Source organism: Pseudacidovorax sp. 1753 (assembly GCF_040544975.1).
In the GTDB taxonomy this organism is placed as follows: Bacteria; Pseudomonadota; Gammaproteobacteria; order Burkholderiales; family Burkholderiaceae_C; genus Xenophilus.
Genome location: NZ_JBEPKY010000022.1, coordinates 23938 through 39446, shown reverse-complemented (window position 1 = coordinate 39446; position 15509 = coordinate 23938). Strand labels below are relative to the sequence as shown.

Below are 15509 nucleotides of genomic sequence, written 5' to 3'. Positions count from 1 at the left end.
GCATGCCCTACATGCCGCCATTCATCGCCCCCACCCGCTTCACCGATCCCGACGCGGCGCTGGCCCAGGTGCAGCGCATCTACCAGGAGGGCCTGGCGCACCTGCGCGAGTCGATGCAGCGCTTCGTGGCCGGCGAGACACTGCCCGGCCGGGTGCGGGCCTGCTACCCCTTCGTGCGGGTGCACACCCACACCAACACGCGCTATGCCACGCCTGCCACCTCGGGCCTGAGCTACGGCTTCGTGGCCGGTCCTGGTCGCTACGAAACCACGCTGAGCCGGCCCGACCTGTTCGCCCGCTACTACCGCGAGCAGTTCCGGCTGATCCTCGCCAACCACCAGATCGAGCTGGAGATCGGCACCGGCAGCGAGCCGATCCCGATCCACTTCTCCTTCGCCGAGAACGAGCACATCGAGGGCAACCTGAGCGCCGAGCGACGCGCCCTGATGCGCGATGTGTTCGACCTGCCCGACCTGGGCGCGATGGACGACGGCATCGCCAACGGCACGCACATCACGCGGCCGGGCGAGGCCGAGCCGCTGTCGCTGTTCACCGCCGCGCGGGTGGACTATTCGCTGCAGCGCCTGCGCCACTACACGGGCACGGCGCCGGAGTGGTTCCAGAACTTCGTGCTCTTCACCAACTACCAGTTCTACATCGACGAGTTCGTGCGCCTGGGCCACGAGGCGATGGACGACGAGAAGAGCGAATACATCGCCTTCGTCGAGCCCGGCAACGTGGTCACGCGCCGTCGCGGCCTCACGCCCGAGCAGTCGGGCGACCTCGCCGAGCGCATCGGCGCCATGCAGGGCACGCCGCCCGGGCGGCTGCCGCAGATGCCGGCCTACCACCTGGTGCGCGCCGACCGCAGCGGCATCACCATGGTCAACATCGGCGTCGGTCCGGCCAATGCCAAGAACATCACCGACCACATTGCCGTGCTGCGTCCGCACGCCTGGATGATGCTGGGCCACTGCGCCGGCCTGCGCAACACGCAGCAGCTGGGCGACTACGTGCTGGCCCATGCCTACGTGCGCGAGGACCATGTGCTGGACGAGGAACTGCCGCTGTGGGTGCCCATTCCTGCGCTGTCCGAGATCCAGCTGGCGCTGGAGCAGGCCGTGGCCGAGGTCACCGGCTGCAGCGGTGCCGAGCTCAAGGCCATCATGCGCACCGGCACCGTGGCCACCACCGACAACCGCAACTGGGAGCTGCTGCCGGGCAACGAGCCCCAGCGCCGCTTCAGCCAGAGCCGCGCCGTGGCGCTGGACATGGAAAGCGCCACCATCGCCGCCAACGGCTTCCGCTTCCGCGTGCCCTACGGCACCCTCCTGTGCGTCAGCGACAAGCCGCTGCACGGCGAGATCAAGCTGCCCGGCATGGCCAACCACTTCTACCGCGAGCGGGTGGAGCAGCATCTGCGCATCGGCATGAAGGCCATCGACATCCTGCGAGTGGAAGGCACCACGCGCCTGCACAGCCGCAAGCTGCGCAGCTTTGCGGAGGTGGCGTTCCAGTAGCAGCCCGCCGGTTCAGGCCGCTGGCGTGAGCCAGTGGCCCGTGCCTTCCAGGTACGGCGAAGGCCGGGCGCTGCTCCAGCGCAGCGGCAGCGCCCCGCGTCGGCGCCAGCCGCCTTCCACCTGCAGGCGCAGCACGCGCGTGACGCCCTCGAAGCCCAGTGCCTCGGGCGTGCCCGTCAGTACCTCTGCGCGCGCGGACAGCTGCAGCAGGTCGCCCCGCTCGAAGTCCACGAAGAGCAGTCCTGCCCACGGGTGCAGCAGCAGGTTGCCCAGGGTGTTGAAGAAGCGGTTGCCGTGGAAGTCCGGCACCGCCAGGCTGCCATCCGCCGCCACCTGCACGAAGCCCTGCCGGCCGCCGCGGTGGGACACATCCACGCCCTCGGCCGGCCGGGCCGGGTCGGTGGCATGCGGATGCGCGCTGGCGATGAACAGGGTGTCGGCCTGGGCGATCAGCGCGCGGGCGGACGCATCGAGGCCGGTCAGCGCCTCGGCCGCGGGCGGCGCGTGCGCAACTGTGTGCGGCGATGCTTCACGGGCCTGGATGTAGCGCGGGCAATTGCCGAAGCTCTGGCCCATGGCCAGCTCGAAGCCCGCGCCATCGACGGCAGTCACCCGGCCGTTGAGCCGGTTGCGCCGCCGCGTGTGCGGCTCGATGCCGAGCAGGCCCACTGGCGCGTCCGGCCGCAGTGCCGTCGCCATCGGGTCGGCGCCATCGGGCAGGGCGTCGATGCGCAGTCGGCGCGGATCGGGTGACTGCATGAAGCCCGGCGCGCCGGTCAGCAGGCTGGCCCACGGGCGCTGACGTTCGTCCAGGCTGCCCACCACCACGAACGGCAATTGCGCGAAGAAGTCGCGGTGCTGCTGCGGCATGTGGTCGCGGATCACGCGCGGCCCCAGGGCGGCGAGCTGGGCATCCACGCCCTCCTGGCGTTGCAGGGCGATCTCGCCGTCGTGGAAGGTCATGGTGTGTCCCTCCGGGTGCTCAGGCCAGCAGGCCGATGCGCGAGCGCGGCATGGGCAGGAAGCCCGGCAGGGCCTCGATGCGGGCCAGCCAGGCCCGCACCTGCGGATAGGCGTCCAGCGCCACATGGCCTTCCGGCGCATGGGCCACGTAGGCGTAGTGGGCAATGTCCGCCAGGGTGGGGCGGGCGGCGGCCAGGAAGTTCTGCGTGGCCAGATGGGCGTCCATCACCTGCAGCAGGGCGTGGGCCCGGGCCACCGCGGCCTCGTCCGTGGGACGGCCCATCAGCAGGGCGATGCGCGCGGCGGCCGGGCCGAACGCCAGGGGCCCCGCTGCCAGCGACAGCCAGCGTTGCACCCGGGCGGCGCCCACCGGGTCGGCCGGCAGCCACAGGGTCGGATCGGGCGCATACCGGGCGTTGAGGTAAACGAGGATGGCGTTGGAGTCGGCCAGCACCACGTCGCCGTCCTGCAGCACGGGCACCTGGCCGAAGCGGTTCATCGCCAGGAAGGCCGGACGCTTGTGCTCGCCGGCCTTCAGGTCCACGACCTGGCTGCGCCAGGGCAGGCCCAGCAGCGACAGGAACAGGCGCACGCGATGCGCATGGCCCGACAGCGGGGCATCGTGGAGCACGAGGGCAGGGGCGGCCGGGGCCGGCTCGGAGGCGGGGGTGTGTTCAGGCATGCGCCCATTGTTTTTTGATACGGCCGACGGATCAATGCGAATCCATGGAAGACATTGCTCCGCTTTCCGGTGTAATCGCCGCATGGATCGACTCAAGGCCATGCAGGTGTTCGTGCGCATCGCGGAGCAGGGCAGCCTGACGCGGGCGGCGGATGTGCTGGGCAGCTCCCTGCCCGCGGTGGTGCGCACGCTGGCCGCGCTGGAGGCGCACCTGGGGGTGCGGCTCTTCCAGCGCAGCACGCGGCGTGTCGCGCTGACCGAGGACGGCCGCCGTTACCTCGACAGCGCGCGCGAGGTACTGGCCGTCGCCGACGCCGCCGACCGCGCACTGACGCAGGAGGCGGGCGAAGCAGCCGGCCAGCTCATGGTCACGGCGCCGGTGCTGTTCGGCCACATGTACGTCGCGCCCGCGATCGTGGGCTTCATGCGCGCGCATCCGCAGGTGCGCTGCCGGGTTCTGCTGCACGACCGGCCGGTGAACCTGGTGGAAGAGGGCATCGACGTCGGCATCCGCATCAGCCGGCTGGAGGATTCGTCACTGGTCGCACAGCAGCTTGGCAGCATCCGGCGCGTGGTGGCCGCCAGCCCGGCGTTGCTGCGCGAGCGCGGCCTGCCGCTGCACCCGCGCGATCTGGCGAACGCGCCGGCGGTGCTCGGCCAGCTCGACGGTGCGCCCCACTGGTCCTTCGACGTGCCGGACCGGCGCGTGCCGATGCAGGTCCCGCTCGACGTGCGGCTGGCCTTCAACCACATCGCACCGGCCGTGGAGGCCTGCGCCGCGGGCATGGGCTTCGGCCGCTTCTTCTCCTACCAGGTCCTGGGTCATGTGCGGGAGGGGCGCCTGCAGCTGGTGCTGGAAGACTTCGAGCCTGCGCCGCGGCCCGTGAACGTGATCTACCCGCATGCGCGCCACCTTCCGGCGCGCACCCGTGCGTTCGTCGCATGGATGAAGAAGGCCTTCGACGGGCTTCGGCTGTGAGCGCCGCAGGCGCCATCGCCGCCAGGCGGCCGCCTTCTCAGTTCACCGCTTCGCCGAACTCGGCGATGAAGGCTTCTGCAAAGGCCGCACTGCCCGTGATCGACAGGTGGAAGCTGCGCAGCGCCGGGCCCTCCTGCCGCTCCTCCAGGTCGGCGTCCCAGTCGCCGCCTTCCTCCACGGGGCCGCGCCGGCCGCGGAAGCGGCGTGCGGCCCAGCCCATCACCGTCTCGATCTCGGCGCGCACGGCGGCCTCGCGCTCGGGGCCGACGGTGGCCAGGGCTTCGAACAGGCTGCTGTCGTCGCCGCCGTCGCTGTGGTCGAAGAGCAGGTAGTCCAGCGTCATGGCTGCGGGTCCTCGGACGCAGAGGGCGCCGAGGGCGCAGCGGTGGCTGCCGCTGCAGCCGCGGGAGAGCCGCCGGCCGACTTGGCTGCCGCGGCGCGCAGCTTGTCCTTCTTGTTCGGCCGCCTGCCCTTGATGCCGCCGCCGGCCGCCGGCGCATCGGCCGGCGCCGTCTCCTGCGGCTCGAAGCCCGCGATCTGCTCGCGCGGCACGCGCAGGCCCTGGCGCTTCTCGATCAGGCGGAAGTGCGCCTCGGCCGCGGCCGGCACGAAGCTCACGGCCACGCCGCTGGCACCCGCGCGGCCGGTGCGGCCGATGCGGTGCACATGGTCGGTGGGCGAGCGGGCCAGGTCGTGGTTGACCACCGCCGGCAGCTGCGCGATGTCGATGCCGCGCGCCGCCAGGTCGGTGGCCACCAGCACCTGCAGCCGGCCGGCCTTGAAATCGGCCAGCACCTGCGTGCGCTTGCCCTGGCCCAGCATGCCGTGCAGCGGCTCTGCCGCGAGCCCGCCCTTGCGCAGCTTGTCGGCCACGGTCTCGCAGGCGTGCTTGGTGGCGACGAACACCAGCACCTGTGGCCAGCCCTCGGTGGCGATCAGATGGCGCAGCAGGGCGGTGCGGCGGCCCTCGTCCACCGCGATGGCGCGCTGCGCGATCTGCGGCAGCTCGGCCACCGGCGCGGGCGCCGTCACGGCCACGGGGTCGTGCAGCAATGCGTCAGCCAGCTGCACGGTGCGCGGCGCGAAGGTGGCGGAGAAGAGCAGGTTCTGACGCTGCGCCGGCAGCTCGTCCAGGATGGCCTGCAACTCTTCGGCGAAGCCCAGGTCCAGCAGGCGGTCGGCCTCGTCCAGCACCAGCACGGCGCAGTCCTGCAGGCGCAGCGCGTTGTGGCGCGCCAGGTCGAGCACGCGGCCCGGTGTGCCGATCACCAGGTCCGCGCCACCGCGCAGGGCCATCAGCTGCGGGTTGATCGAGACGCCGCCGATGGCGCGCACCACCTTCGGCCGCTCGGGCAGTGGCGCCGCCAGTTCGGCTACGGTGTCGGCCACCTGCGCCGCCAGCTCGCGCGTGGGGACCAGCACCAGGGCGTGCAGCGCGCGGCGCGAGCGGTGGCGCGGCGCCTCGTGCCAGCGCTGCAGCAGCGGCAGCACGAAGGCGGCGGTCTTGCCCGAGCCGGTGTGGGCCAGGGCGCGCAGGTCGCGGCCCTGCAGTACCACCGGAATGGACAGGGCCTGGATGGGCGTGGGCGCGGCATAGCCTTGCTCGGCCGCGGCCTGCAGGAGTTCGGGGCGCAGGCCCAGGTCGGCGTAGGTGGGAGAGGTGGACACGATGCGAAAGGCCGGAAGAGCGCCGAAGAAGGGCTGCGGATTGTCCGCCTTCAGGCCCGGCCTGCGGGCGTGTCGGTCAAGGCGCCGTATGCGCGATGACGGCACGGGCCTTTGCCACAATGCCGCGTGCCTGCCGATCCGACCCCCTCCACCGCCGCCTCGACCGCGCCGCTGCTGCAGGCCCGCCACCTGCGCAAGCGCTATGGCGAGGCCACCGTCGTCGACGACCTGAGCTTCGAGATCGCGCCCGGCGAATGCCTGGGCGTCATCGGGCCCAACGGCGCCGGCAAGACCACCACCATCCGCATGTGCCTGGGCCTCACCGCGCCCGATGCCGGCGAGATCGAGGCGCTGGGCGGCCTGCACATGCCGCGCGATGCGCGCGCCATCAAGGCGCAGTTGGGCGTGGTGGCGCAGTACGACTCGCTGGACCCGGACTTCAGCTGCGCCGAAAACCTGGTGGTCTATGCGCGCTACTTCGGCTTCTCGCGCCGCGAGATCGCACCGCGCGTGCCTGCGCTGCTGGACTTTGCAGCGCTGTCGCACAAGGCCGACGCCAAGCCGGGCGAGCTTTCGGGCGGCATGCGCCGGCGGCTGTCGCTGGCGCGCGCGCTGGTCAACGACCCGAAGCTGCTGATCCTGGACGAGCCCACGACCGGCCTCGACCCGCAGGCCCGTCACCTGATGTGGGAGCGGCTGCAGACCTTGCTTCAGCAGGGCAAGTCCATCCTGCTGACCACCCACTTCATGGACGAGGTCGAGCGCCTGTGCCACCGCCTGCTGGTGGTGGACCATGGGCGCAAGATCGCCGAGGGCCGCCCGCGCGAGCTGATCGCCGAGCACCTGGAGCCGCATGTGGTCGAGGTCTACGGCCAGGGCAGCGCCGGGTCGGCCCAGGCGCTCGCCGAATCGCCCGCCTTGCGTGCACTGGCGCAGCGCACAGAGCTGAGCGGCGAGACCGTCTTCTTCTACACGCGCGATGCGCGACCGCTGCTGGAGGCCCTGGGTACGCACGAGGGCCTGCGCACCTTCCACCGGCCCGCGAACCTGGAGGACCTGTTCCTCAAGCTCACGGGTCGGCAGATCCGGGAAGGCGGCTGATCCCATGAACGAGAACACGAACATGCCCTCTGTCTGGTCGCCGCCGGCCGTCACGCGCCGCTGGTGGCCCGTCTTCCTGCGCAATCTGCTGGTGTGGCGCAAGCTGGCCGTGCCCAGCCTGATCGGCAACATCGCCGAGCCGCTGATCTGGCTGGTGGCCTTCGGCTACGGCATGGGCGCGCTGGTGGGGCAGGTGAAGGTAGGGAGCGAGTCGGTGCCCTACATCCTGTTCCTGGCCAGCGGCTCGATCTGCATGAGCGCGATGAATGCGGCCAGCTTCGAGGCGCTGTATTCGTCCTTCTCGCGCATGCATGTGCAGAAGACCTGGGACGGCATCATGAATGCGCCGGTGGGTCTGGACGACGTGGTCTTCGCCGAGCTGCTGTGGGCCGGCTTCAAGTCGCTGTTCACCGTCACGGCCATCCTGCTGGTGATGCTGGGCCTGGGCATCAGCCACAGTCCCAAGCTGCTGGTGGCCTGGGTGATCCTGGCAGGGGCGGGCATCGTGTTCTCGTCCATCGCGCTGATCTTCAATGCGCTGGCCAAGGGCTACGACTTCTTCACCTACTACTTCACACTGTTCATGACGCCCATGATGTTCCTCTCGGGCGTGTTCTTTCCGCTGGAGCAGTTGCCGGAGGTGGTGCGGGCGGTGGCGGCCTGGCTGCCGCTGGCCAATGTGGTGGCGCTGGTGCGGCCGCTCTTCATGGACCAGTGGCCCGCGCAGCCGCTATTGCACCTGGGCGTGCTGGCCGCCTATGGCATCGCGGCCTTCTGGCTGGCGCTGGGGCTCACGCGTCGCCGCTTCCGCAGCTGAGCCTCGCGCCCCGCCCACCCCATCAGCGGCTGCTGCCGCCCGAGGTTCCGCCGCTTCCCGAGGCGCCGCCCGAACCCGAGCCGGCGCCCATGCTGCCCGAGCCAGAGGTGCCGGAGCTTCCGGAGCCCATGCCACTCGTGCCCGCGCCGGTACCTGCGCTGCCCGACCCCGAGCCGCTGCCCAGACCGCCGGGGCCGCCTGTGCCCGTGCCGGTCGGCCCCTTGCCCCCGCGGTTCCCCATGTCGCCGCTGCTGTTGCCCGATCCGCCGGTGGTGCCGGCATGGGCGCCCGAAGCACCGCTGCCACTGCTGCTGCCCTTGCGCCGGTCATCGTCGCGGTTGCCCATGCGCCCGGTGCTGGAACTGCCGCTCGCGCCGCTGCCGGACTGCTGCACCGTGCTACCGCCGGACGAACCGCCGCTGGTGCCCATGCCCCCTGACGAGGACGTCTGCGCAAAGGCCAGACCCGCACTGCACAGGGCGGCGGCGATCAGCATCGGACGAAAGGGGCGGAATGAAATGCGTGTGTCTTGCATGAGAGTCTCCTTGGGTGGGACGGCGCCGCAGCGATGCGGTACCGGCTCCGGACCCTCCAGCGACATGCCGGTCCTGGCCCAGGAACAACTCCACCGTGAGCCGGCTTGTTCCTGCGCCGGGTGGGGCCAGGCCGACCTGGGCGTAGGCCAAGGCGCCCCTCTGGCGCACGAAAAAAAACAGCGCCCCGTGGGCGCTGTCAGCACAAGACGTGATGGCGGTCCGGCTTATCCGGCGGCCTTCACCTTCAAGCGCCACGCATGCAGCAGCGGCTCGGTGTAGCCGCTGGGCTGCTCGACGCCCTTGAACACCAGGTCCTGCGCCGCCTTGTAGGCGAAGGAGGTGTCGAAGTGGCCCGCCATGGGCTTGTAGAGCGGGTCGCCGGCGTTCTGCTGGTCCACCACCGCCGCCATGCGCTCGAAGGTGGCGTTGACCTGCTCCTTCGTCACGACGCCGTGCAGCAGCCAGTTGGCGATGTGCTGGCTGCTGATGCGCAGCGTGGCACGGTCTTCCATCAGGCCGACGTCGTGGATGTCGGGCACCTTGGAGCAGCCCACGCCCTGGTCGATCCAGCGCACCACGTAGCCCAGGATGCCCTGCACGTTGTTGTCCAGCTCCTGCTGCTTCTCGGCGTCGCTCCAGTTGGGCGTCGCGGTGATCGGCACCTGCAGAAGGTCGTTCAGGATCGCGTCGCGCTCGGCTTCGGCGTCGATCTTCTCCAGCTCCTTCTGCACGTCGGCCACGCTGACCTGGTGGTAGTGCAGCGCATGCAGCGTGGCGGCGGTGGGCGAGGGCACCCAGGCGGTGTTGGCGCCGGCCTTCGGGTGGCCGATCTTCTGCTTGAGCATGTCCGCCATCAGGTCGGGCATGGCCCACATGCCCTTGCCGATCTGCGCCTTGCCGCGCAGGCCGCAGTTCAGGCCGGTGAGCACGTTGTTGCGCTCGTAGGCGGCGATCCACTTCGTGCCCTTGATGTCGCCCTTGCGCAGCATCGGGCCGCCCTGCATGGCGGTGTGCATCTCGTCGCCGGTGCGGTCCAGGAAGCCGGTGTTGATGAAGGCCACGCGCGCCGGTGCGGCGGCGATGCAGGCCTGCAGGTTGACGCTGGTGCGGCGCTCCTCGTCCATGATGCCCAGCTTGACGGTGTTGGCCGGCAGGCCCAGCAGCTGCTCGACGCGGCCGAAGAGCTCGTTGGCGAAGGCCACTTCGGCCGGGCCGTGCATCTTGGGCTTGACGATGTAGATGCTGCCGGTGCGCGAGTTGCGGATGCCGTTGGCGCCCTTGCCCTGCAGGTCGACCATGGCGATGGCGGTGGTGACGACCGCGTCCATGATGCCCTCGGGAATCTCCTTGAGACCGTCGGAAGAGCCCCACAGGATCGCCGGGTTGGTCATCAGATGGCCCACGTTGCGCACGAACATGAGCGAGCGGCCGTGCAGCGTGACCTGGCCTTTGCCGTCGGGCGCGGTGTAGACGCGGTCGGGGTTCAGGCGGCGCACGAAGGTCTTGCCGCCCTTGGCCACTTCCTCGGTCAGCGTGCCCTGCTGGATGCCGAGCCAGTTGCTGTACGCCAGCACCTTGTCCTCGGCATCGACCACGGCCACCGAGTCCTCCAGATCGAGGATGGTGGACAGGGCCGATTCCAGCACCACGTCGGCCACGCCGGCCGCGTCGGTCTTGCCGATGGGCGTGCTGCGGTCGATCTGGATGTCGACGTGGATGCCGTTGTGCCTGAGCAGCACCGACGAGGGGTTCGCCGCGTCGCCCTGGTAGCCGACGAAGGCCGACGGGTCCTTCAGGTGCGTGCTGCTGCTGTGCAGGGCGATGACCAGCTGGCCGTCCTTCACGCTGTAGCCGGTGGCGTCCTTGTGCGAACCGTTCACCAGCGGTGCGGCCTGATCGAGCACCTCGCGGGCGAAGGCGATCACCTTGGCGCCGCGCACCGGGTTGTAGCCCTTGCCCTTCTCCGCGCCATCGGTCTCGGGGATCGCATCGGTGCCGTACAGCGCGTCGTACAGCGAGCCCCAGCGCGCGTTGGCGGCATTGAGCGCGTAGCGGGCGTTGAGGATGGGCACCACCAGCTGCGGGCCGGCCTGCAGGGCCAGCTCGGCATCGACATTCGCAGTCGTGGCCTTCGTGCCCTTGGGCTGGGGCAGCAGGTAGCCGATCTTCTCCAGGTGGGCGCGGTAGGCCGGCATGTCGGTGATGGGGCCGGGGTGGGCCTTGTGCCAGGCGTCCATCTCGCTCTGGAGGCGGTCGCGCTCGGCCAGCAGGGCGGCGTTCCTGGGCGCCAGGTCGGCCACGATGGCGTCGAAGCCCTGCCAGAAGGCGGCGGGCTGCAGGCCGGCGGCGGGCAGCACCTGCGACTCGATGAAGCGGTGCAGTTCGGTGGCGACTTGCAGTCGGTGGACGGTGGTGCGTTCGGTCATGCGTGTTCTCGGGGTGCGGCGGGGCCGCGAATGGGTTGCACGGGGGCGGGCGGTCGGCGTCAACGCACAAGCATGCGGCCGACGCTCGGGCTCCACTGTATTAGAGACAGGGCCGCAGATTAATCGCCGGATGAGGCGTTGATTCGTGACAGGAATGAGGGTAATTGCCGCGTCGGCGCGCTGCATTGGACCGGTGCAGGCTCACACCGCCGGACCCCGCGCGCCGCGACTTTCAGGCTGAAGGAGCGGCCAGACTGGCGTCGATCCAGCCTTCGATGTCTTGGGCGCCGGCAGGCTCGGCCGTGAAGAGGAGCCGAAAGAGAAGCGGCGCCACCAGCCTGTCCATCACACACTCGACGGGTGGCGCGGCCACGCCGCGCGCCTGGGCACGGGCCAGGAGCACCCCGATCTGCATCGCCACGAAGCTCGCGCACCGGCAGGACGGGGGCTCCTCCGGCGACTGCGCGGACAGCACATCGCGCAGCATGCCGCGGCCGGGCTGCGAGGACATCTCCTCGTTGTACTGCTCGGCCCAGGCCAGCAGGTCGCCACGCAGCGAGCCGGTGTCGGCCGGTTCGCCCTCGGGCCGCATGCGCTCGACCGACACATCGGCCAGCAGTTGGGCGAGGTCGCCCCAGCGGCGATAGATGGTCGATGGCGTGACCCCCGCGCGTGCGGCCACCATCGGAACCGTGAGCGCCTCGCGACCATGTTCCGCGGTCAGCTCGCGTGTGGCCCGGTGCACCGCCTCCTGCACGCGCGCGCTGCGGCCGCCGGGGCGGGGCGCGGTGCGGTTTCCAGGGATCGATGAAGCCATGCTTCCAATATTAACGCAAAGAATTTGCGTTAATGACCCACTGCGCACACAATCCGCAAACGCAAATATTTTGCGTTAAAGGAGCTTTTCGATGCCTGCCCCCGCTCTTGCCCCGTCGGCGCCGGCCGCTGTTCGCCGCCTTCCGTCGCGCGCTGCCTTCGCACTGGTCGTGGCACTGGTGATCACCTTCCTGGCCGCGTCGAGCGCGCCCTCGCCGCTGTATGCGCTGTATCGGGAGGCCTGGGGCTTCTCGGCGCTGGTGCTCACCGTGGTGTTCTCCAGCTACGCATTCGCGCTGCTCGCGGCCCTGCTCGTCTTCGGCGCGCTGTCGGACCACCTGGGTCGGCGTACCGTGATCCTGGCCGCGCTGGTGCTGGAGATCGGCGCTGTTGCGCTCTTCTGGCAGGCGGGGTCGGTGGGCTGGCTGATCGCCGCCCGCGTGTTGCAGGGCATCGCCACCGGCATGGCCACGAGCGTGATGAGTGCGATGTTGCTCGACCTGAACCCGGTCCGTGGCGCGCTGTTCAACAGTCTCTCGCCCATGATCGGCATGGCGGTGGGCGCGCTGGGCGCCAGTGCGCTGGTCCAGTTCGCGCCCGAGCCCATGCACCTGGTCTACGAGGTGCTTCTGGTCGCGCTGGTGCTCCAGGCGCTGCTGGCGCTGCGCCTGCCGGAAACCGTCACGCCGCGGCCGGGTGCCTGGGCCTCGATGGTGCCGCGCGCGCACGTGCCGCCGCCTGCCCGCGCGCTGGTCCTGCGGCTCATGCCGCTCAATACCGCCGGGTGGGCGCTGGGCGGCTTCTACCTGTCGCTGGGGCCGACCCTGGCACGGCTCGTGACAGGCCGGGCCACGCCGCTGGCCGGCGGCGTGCTCATTGCCACGTTGGTGCTGACGGGAGCCGCCGCGATGTACGTGGTCCGCCAGCGGCCCGCGCGCCGCGTGCTGCGTGCCAGCGCCGCACTGCTGGCCGTGGGCCTCGCCGTCACCCTGTTCGGCGTGCATGCGCAGCAGGCCCTGCCCTTCTTCGGTGGCACGGTGGTGGCGGGCATGGGCTTCGGCGCCAGCTTCAATGCGGCCGTGCGCAGCCTGGTGCCGGTGGCCACGCCTCACGAGCGGGCCGGTCTCATGTCCAGCTTCTTCGTGCTGAGCTACCTGGCCTTCAGCGTGCCGGCCATCCTGGCGGGCCTGGCCGTGGGCACCTTCGGCCTGCATGCCACCACGCTGGGCTACGGCCTCGTGCTGGTGACGCTGGCGTTGCTGGCATGGAAGACGACGCACGAGCGGGCCTGACCCCGGGCCGCAGCAGGAGGCGCACGCCCGGCGCAGCCCTGCCAGCGCCGCTCTCGCCCACTGAGCGCCGATAACATCGGCGGTTTTTCGGAGCGCGCATGAACCCCGGCCAGGTGCCCATCGACCCCATCGACACAGGCGATGGCGTGCCACGGGCCAAGGCCGCCCGCTCCGCTGCCGCCGACGCGCTGCGCCGTGTTGGACCAGGAACGACCGCATGACCGACACCGCCCCACAGCCCTTGCCCTACACCGGGATCCGGGTCGTCGAGTTCACCCACATGGTCATGGGCCCCACCTGCGGCCTGCTGCTGGGCGACCTGGGGGCCGAGGTCATCAAGGTGGAGCCGGTGGCCGGCGACGACACCCGCCGCCTGCTCGGCGCCGGCGCCGGCTTCTACCCGGCGTTCAACCGCAACAAGAAGAGCGTGGCGCTGGACCTGAAGACGCCCGAGGGCCTGGAGGCCGCACGGCGGCTGGTGGCCACGGCCGACATCGTGAGCGAGAACTTCCGCCCCGGCACCATGAAGAAGCTGGGCCTGGACTACGACACGCTGCGCCGCGACAACCCGCGCCTCATCTACGTGAGCCACAAGGGCTTCCTGCCCGGCCCCTACGAGAACCGCACCGCGCTCGACGAGACGGTGCAGATGATGGGCGGCCTGGCCTACATGACCGGCCGTCCCGGCGATCCGCTGCGCGCGGGCAGCAGCGTCAACGACATCATGGGTGGCCTCTTCGGCGCCATCGGCGCGATGGCCGCACTGCGCCGGCGCGAGCAGACGGGCGAGGGCGGCGAGGTGCAGTCGGCCCTGTTCGAGAACAACATCTTCCTGGTCGCCCAGCACATGCTGCAGTACGCCGCCACGGGCGTTGCGGCCGATCCGATGCCCGCGCGCATCTCCTCCTGGGGCATCTACGACGTCTTCACGGTGAAGGACGGCCAGCAGATCTTCCTGGCCGTGGTGAGCGACAAGCAGTGGCCCGTCTTCTGCCGCGCCTGCGGCCTGGAGGACCTGCTGGCCGACACGCGCCTGGCCACCAACAACGACCGCGTCCGCGCCCGCTCCTGGATGATGCCGATCCTGCGCGAGCGTCTGGCGGCCCGCAGTGCGGCCGAACTGACCGCGCTGTTCGAACAGCATGCGCTGCCCTTCGCGCCCATCACACGCCCGCACGAACTCTTCGAGGATCCGCACCTGGTGGCCAGCGGCGGTCTGGCGCCGGTGCGCATGAACGACGGCCACATGGCCCAGGTGCCGCTGCTGCCCTTGACGATCGACGGCGTGCGTCCGCCCCTGCGCCTGCAGCCGCCGGCCATCGGCGAGCACACGCGCGAGCTGCTGCGCGCCGCCGGCTATGCCGAGGCGCAGATCGAGGCCATGGTGGCAGCCGGCGCGGCCGCCGCCACGGCCGGCTGACTGACCGGTTGGCAAGGGGGCGCGACATGGACCGCCTCACGCAGATGGAGACCTTCGTGGCCGTGGCCGCGCGCGGCAGCCTGGCGGCCGCGGCCAAGGCCGAGGGCGTGGCCGCCGCCATCATCGGCCGGCGGCTCGATGCGCTGGAGGAGCGCCTGGGCGTCAAGCTGCTGCTGCGCACCACGCGGCGCCTCACGCTCACGCACGAGGGCAGCGCCTTCCTGGAGGACTGCCAGCGCCTGCTGGCCGAGGTGGCCAATGCCGAGGCCAGCGTGAGCGCGGGCGGCGTCAAGGCCAGCGGCCATCTGCGGGTGACCGCGCCGGCCGGCTTCGGCCGCCGCCATGTGGCGCCGCTGGTGCCGCGCTTCCGTGAACTGCATCCGGAGGTGACGGTGTCGCTCAACCTCAGCGACCGTGTCATCGACCTCGCCGGCGAGCATTACGACTGCGCGGTACGTGTGGGCGATCTGCCCGACTCCTCGCTGGTCAGCATGCGCCTGGGCGACAACCGCCGCCGCTGCGTGGCCACGCCGGCCTATCTGCGTCGGAACGGCGTGCCGCGACATCCCTCGGACCTGGCGCGCTTCGATTGCCTCACGCTCAGCAGTGACGCCTCGCAGACGCGCGGCTGGGCCTTCCAGGTGCCGCGGCAGGATGGCGAGGGCGTGGAGGTGGTGCACCTGAAGCCCTCGGGCCCGCTGGACTGCACCGACGGGCAGGTGCTGCACGACTGGTGCCTGGCGGGCCTGGGCATCGCCTGGCGCAGCACCTGGGAGGTGGAGGCGGAGATCGACGCTGGCCTGCTGGCGCCGGTACTCGACGAATTCGCGGCGCCACCGAACGGCATCTACGCCGTGTTCCCCGAGCGCCGGCATCTGCCGCTGCGGGTGCGGCTGTGGCTGGACTTCCTCAAGGCCCAGTACGGCCGCGCCGACTACTGGGGGCGCGTGGGCTGAGGTGATCTGCGTTGGCTCCCTCTCCCCTTGGGGGAGAGGGGAGTGGATGCCCGGCGAATGCGCGGGCGACCGCCTACTTCTGCTTCTGATAGGCCTCGTGCGCCGCTTGGCCGCGGTCGGTGTCCTTGCGGCCGCTTTCCAGGTCGTCCAGGGCGCGCTTGCCGCGCTCGGTGGGCTGGCCGTCGCGCGCCTCCTGGCTGTCGGCGGACTGGTCGCGCTCGTGCGGCATGCGCGGCGCGTGGCCGTGGCTCTGCTTGGTGCGGGTCTGGCCTTCGCCAGCGGGATCGGGCTTTTCGGTGGGAGCGTTGCTCATGGGGGCGGTCTCTTGCTTTG

At 70.8% G+C, this 15509-nt stretch carries 16 protein-coding genes; 8 read left to right on the top strand and 8 right to left on the bottom strand.

The window, feature by feature from the left end:
- Positions 1-2 precede the first annotated feature (2 nt).
- Positions 3-1520: an AMP nucleosidase gene (locus ABIC63_RS23815; RefSeq protein ID WP_354321615.1), complete on the top strand. Its 1518-nt coding sequence runs from the start codon at positions 3-5 to the stop codon at positions 1518-1520.
- A gap of 12 nt (positions 1521-1532) precedes the next feature.
- On the opposite strand, the gene ABIC63_RS23810 is transcribed toward ABIC63_RS23815, so the two are convergent.
- Together ABIC63_RS23810 and ABIC63_RS23805 are read right to left on the bottom strand one after the other, a co-directional pair.
- A complete protein-coding gene (locus ABIC63_RS23810) occupies positions 1533-2483 on the bottom strand; it encodes a pyridoxamine 5'-phosphate oxidase family protein (protein ID WP_354321614.1) in 951 nt (316 codons plus the stop codon).
- A gap of 19 nt (positions 2484-2502) precedes the next feature.
- Positions 2503-3165: a glutathione S-transferase family protein gene (locus tag ABIC63_RS23805; protein ID WP_354321613.1), complete on the bottom strand. Its 663-nt coding sequence runs from the start codon at positions 3163-3165 to the stop codon at positions 2503-2505.
- A gap of 82 nt (positions 3166-3247) precedes the next feature.
- Between ABIC63_RS23805 and ABIC63_RS23800 the strand changes: the two genes are divergently transcribed.
- A complete protein-coding gene (locus ABIC63_RS23800; protein WP_354321612.1) occupies positions 3248-4144 on the top strand; it encodes a LysR family transcriptional regulator in 897 nt (298 codons plus the stop codon).
- Between the two features lie 37 nt (positions 4145-4181).
- Here the strand turns inward: ABIC63_RS23800 and ABIC63_RS23795 are convergent, their stop codons facing one another.
- Together ABIC63_RS23795 and ABIC63_RS23790 are read right to left on the bottom strand one after the other, a co-directional pair.
- The gene (locus tag ABIC63_RS23795) at positions 4182-4487 is read right to left on the bottom strand and encodes a hypothetical protein (protein WP_354321611.1); all 306 of its coding nucleotides are present in this window, start codon (positions 4485-4487) and stop codon (positions 4182-4184) included.
- On the bottom strand, positions 4484-5812 hold the full coding sequence (locus ABIC63_RS23790; RefSeq protein WP_354321610.1) for a DEAD/DEAH box helicase: 1329 nt from the start codon (positions 5810-5812) through the stop codon (positions 4484-4486). Before ABIC63_RS23790 ends, ABIC63_RS23795 begins: the two co-directional genes overlap by 4 nt.
- A gap of 126 nt (positions 5813-5938) precedes the next feature.
- Here ABIC63_RS23790 and ABIC63_RS23785 point away from each other — a divergent pair, with 126 nt between their 5' ends.
- Both ABIC63_RS23785 and ABIC63_RS23780 read left to right on the top strand, forming a co-directional pair.
- Positions 5939-6913, top strand: a complete 975-nt coding sequence (locus ABIC63_RS23785) for an ATP-binding cassette domain-containing protein (protein ID WP_354321609.1) — start codon at positions 5939-5941, stop codon at positions 6911-6913.
- Between the two features lie 4 nt (positions 6914-6917).
- Entirely contained in the window at positions 6918-7730 is an 813-nt protein-coding gene (locus ABIC63_RS23780; protein WP_354321607.1) for an ABC transporter permease, read from the top strand.
- Positions 7731-7752: 22 nt separating this feature from the next.
- Here ABIC63_RS23780 and ABIC63_RS23775 read toward each other — a convergent pair whose 3' ends face one another.
- The 3 genes from ABIC63_RS23775 to ABIC63_RS23765 all read right to left on the bottom strand — a co-directional run bounded on the left by ABIC63_RS23775 (position 7753) and on the right by ABIC63_RS23765 (position 11509).
- Positions 7753-8265, bottom strand: a complete 513-nt coding sequence (locus ABIC63_RS23775; protein WP_354321606.1) for a hypothetical protein — start codon at positions 8263-8265, stop codon at positions 7753-7755.
- 225 nt (positions 8266-8490) lie between these two features.
- Entirely contained in the window at positions 8491-10692 is a 2202-nt protein-coding gene (locus ABIC63_RS23770; protein ID WP_354321605.1) for a malate synthase G, read from the bottom strand.
- 232 nt (positions 10693-10924) lie between these two features.
- The gene (locus ABIC63_RS23765) at positions 10925-11509 is read right to left on the bottom strand and encodes a TetR/AcrR family transcriptional regulator (RefSeq protein ID WP_354321604.1); all 585 of its coding nucleotides are present in this window, start codon (positions 11507-11509) and stop codon (positions 10925-10927) included.
- A gap of 91 nt (positions 11510-11600) precedes the next feature.
- Here ABIC63_RS23765 and ABIC63_RS23760 point away from each other — a divergent pair, with 91 nt between their 5' ends.
- The 4 genes from ABIC63_RS23760 (at position 11601) to ABIC63_RS23745 (ending at position 15176) form a co-directional block, all read left to right on the top strand.
- Complete coding sequence (locus ABIC63_RS23760) at positions 11601-12800, top strand: MFS transporter (RefSeq protein WP_354321603.1); 1200 nt, start codon at positions 11601-11603, stop codon at positions 12798-12800.
- A 98-nt stretch (positions 12801-12898) separates the two neighbouring features.
- Positions 12899-13021 (top strand): hypothetical protein, encoded by a 123-nt coding sequence (locus ABIC63_RS23755; RefSeq protein WP_354321602.1) that lies wholly within the window; start codon positions 12899-12901, stop codon positions 13019-13021.
- The gene (locus ABIC63_RS23750; RefSeq protein WP_354321601.1) at positions 13018-14220 is read left to right on the top strand and encodes a CaiB/BaiF CoA transferase family protein; all 1203 of its coding nucleotides are present in this window, start codon (positions 13018-13020) and stop codon (positions 14218-14220) included. Before ABIC63_RS23755 ends, ABIC63_RS23750 begins: the two co-directional genes overlap by 4 nt.
- Positions 14221-14246: 26 nt before the next feature.
- Entirely contained in the window at positions 14247-15176 is a 930-nt protein-coding gene (locus ABIC63_RS23745; RefSeq protein ID WP_354321600.1) for a LysR substrate-binding domain-containing protein, read from the top strand.
- 73 nt (positions 15177-15249) lie between these two features.
- Here the strand turns inward: ABIC63_RS23745 and ABIC63_RS23740 are convergent, their stop codons facing one another.
- Positions 15250-15489: a hypothetical protein gene (locus tag ABIC63_RS23740; protein WP_294367829.1), complete on the bottom strand. Its 240-nt coding sequence runs from the start codon at positions 15487-15489 to the stop codon at positions 15250-15252.
- Positions 15490-15509: the final 20 nt, after the last annotated feature.

Bases quoted from the DNA above. Each gene is read 5' to 3' on its own strand.
- ABIC63_RS23740 (WP_294367829.1), bottom strand. From the start codon at position 15,489: ATGAGCAACGCTCCCACCGAAAAGCCCGATCCCGCTGGCGAAGGCCAG.
- ABIC63_RS23780 (WP_354321607.1), top strand. From the start codon at position 6,918: ATGAACGAGAACACGAACATGCCCTCTGTCTGGTCGCCGCCGGCCGTC.
- ABIC63_RS23810 (WP_354321614.1), bottom strand. From the start codon at position 2,483: ATGACCTTCCACGACGGCGAGATCGCCCTGCAACGCCAGGAGGGCGTG.
- ABIC63_RS23805 (WP_354321613.1), bottom strand. From the start codon at position 3,165: ATGCCTGAACACACCCCCGCCTCCGAGCCGGCCCCGGCCGCCCCTGCC.
- ABIC63_RS23815 (WP_354321615.1), top strand. From the start codon at position 3: ATGCCCTACATGCCGCCATTCATCGCCCCCACCCGCTTCACCGATCCC.
- ABIC63_RS23750 (WP_354321601.1), top strand. From the start codon at position 13,018: ATGACCGACACCGCCCCACAGCCCTTGCCCTACACCGGGATCCGGGTC.
- ABIC63_RS23775 (WP_354321606.1), bottom strand. From the start codon at position 8,265: ATGCAAGACACACGCATTTCATTCCGCCCCTTTCGTCCGATGCTGATC.
- ABIC63_RS23755 (WP_354321602.1), top strand. From the start codon at position 12,899: ATGAACCCCGGCCAGGTGCCCATCGACCCCATCGACACAGGCGATGGC.
- ABIC63_RS23745 (WP_354321600.1), top strand. From the start codon at position 14,247: ATGGACCGCCTCACGCAGATGGAGACCTTCGTGGCCGTGGCCGCGCGC.
- ABIC63_RS23800 (WP_354321612.1), top strand. From the start codon at position 3,248: ATGGATCGACTCAAGGCCATGCAGGTGTTCGTGCGCATCGCGGAGCAG.
- ABIC63_RS23765 (WP_354321604.1), bottom strand. From the start codon at position 11,509: ATGGCTTCATCGATCCCTGGAAACCGCACCGCGCCCCGCCCCGGCGGC.
- ABIC63_RS23760 (WP_354321603.1), top strand. From the start codon at position 11,601: ATGCCTGCCCCCGCTCTTGCCCCGTCGGCGCCGGCCGCTGTTCGCCGC.
- ABIC63_RS23770 (WP_354321605.1), bottom strand. From the start codon at position 10,692: ATGACCGAACGCACCACCGTCCACCGACTGCAAGTCGCCACCGAACTG.
- ABIC63_RS23795 (WP_354321611.1), bottom strand. From the start codon at position 4,487: ATGACGCTGGACTACCTGCTCTTCGACCACAGCGACGGCGGCGACGAC.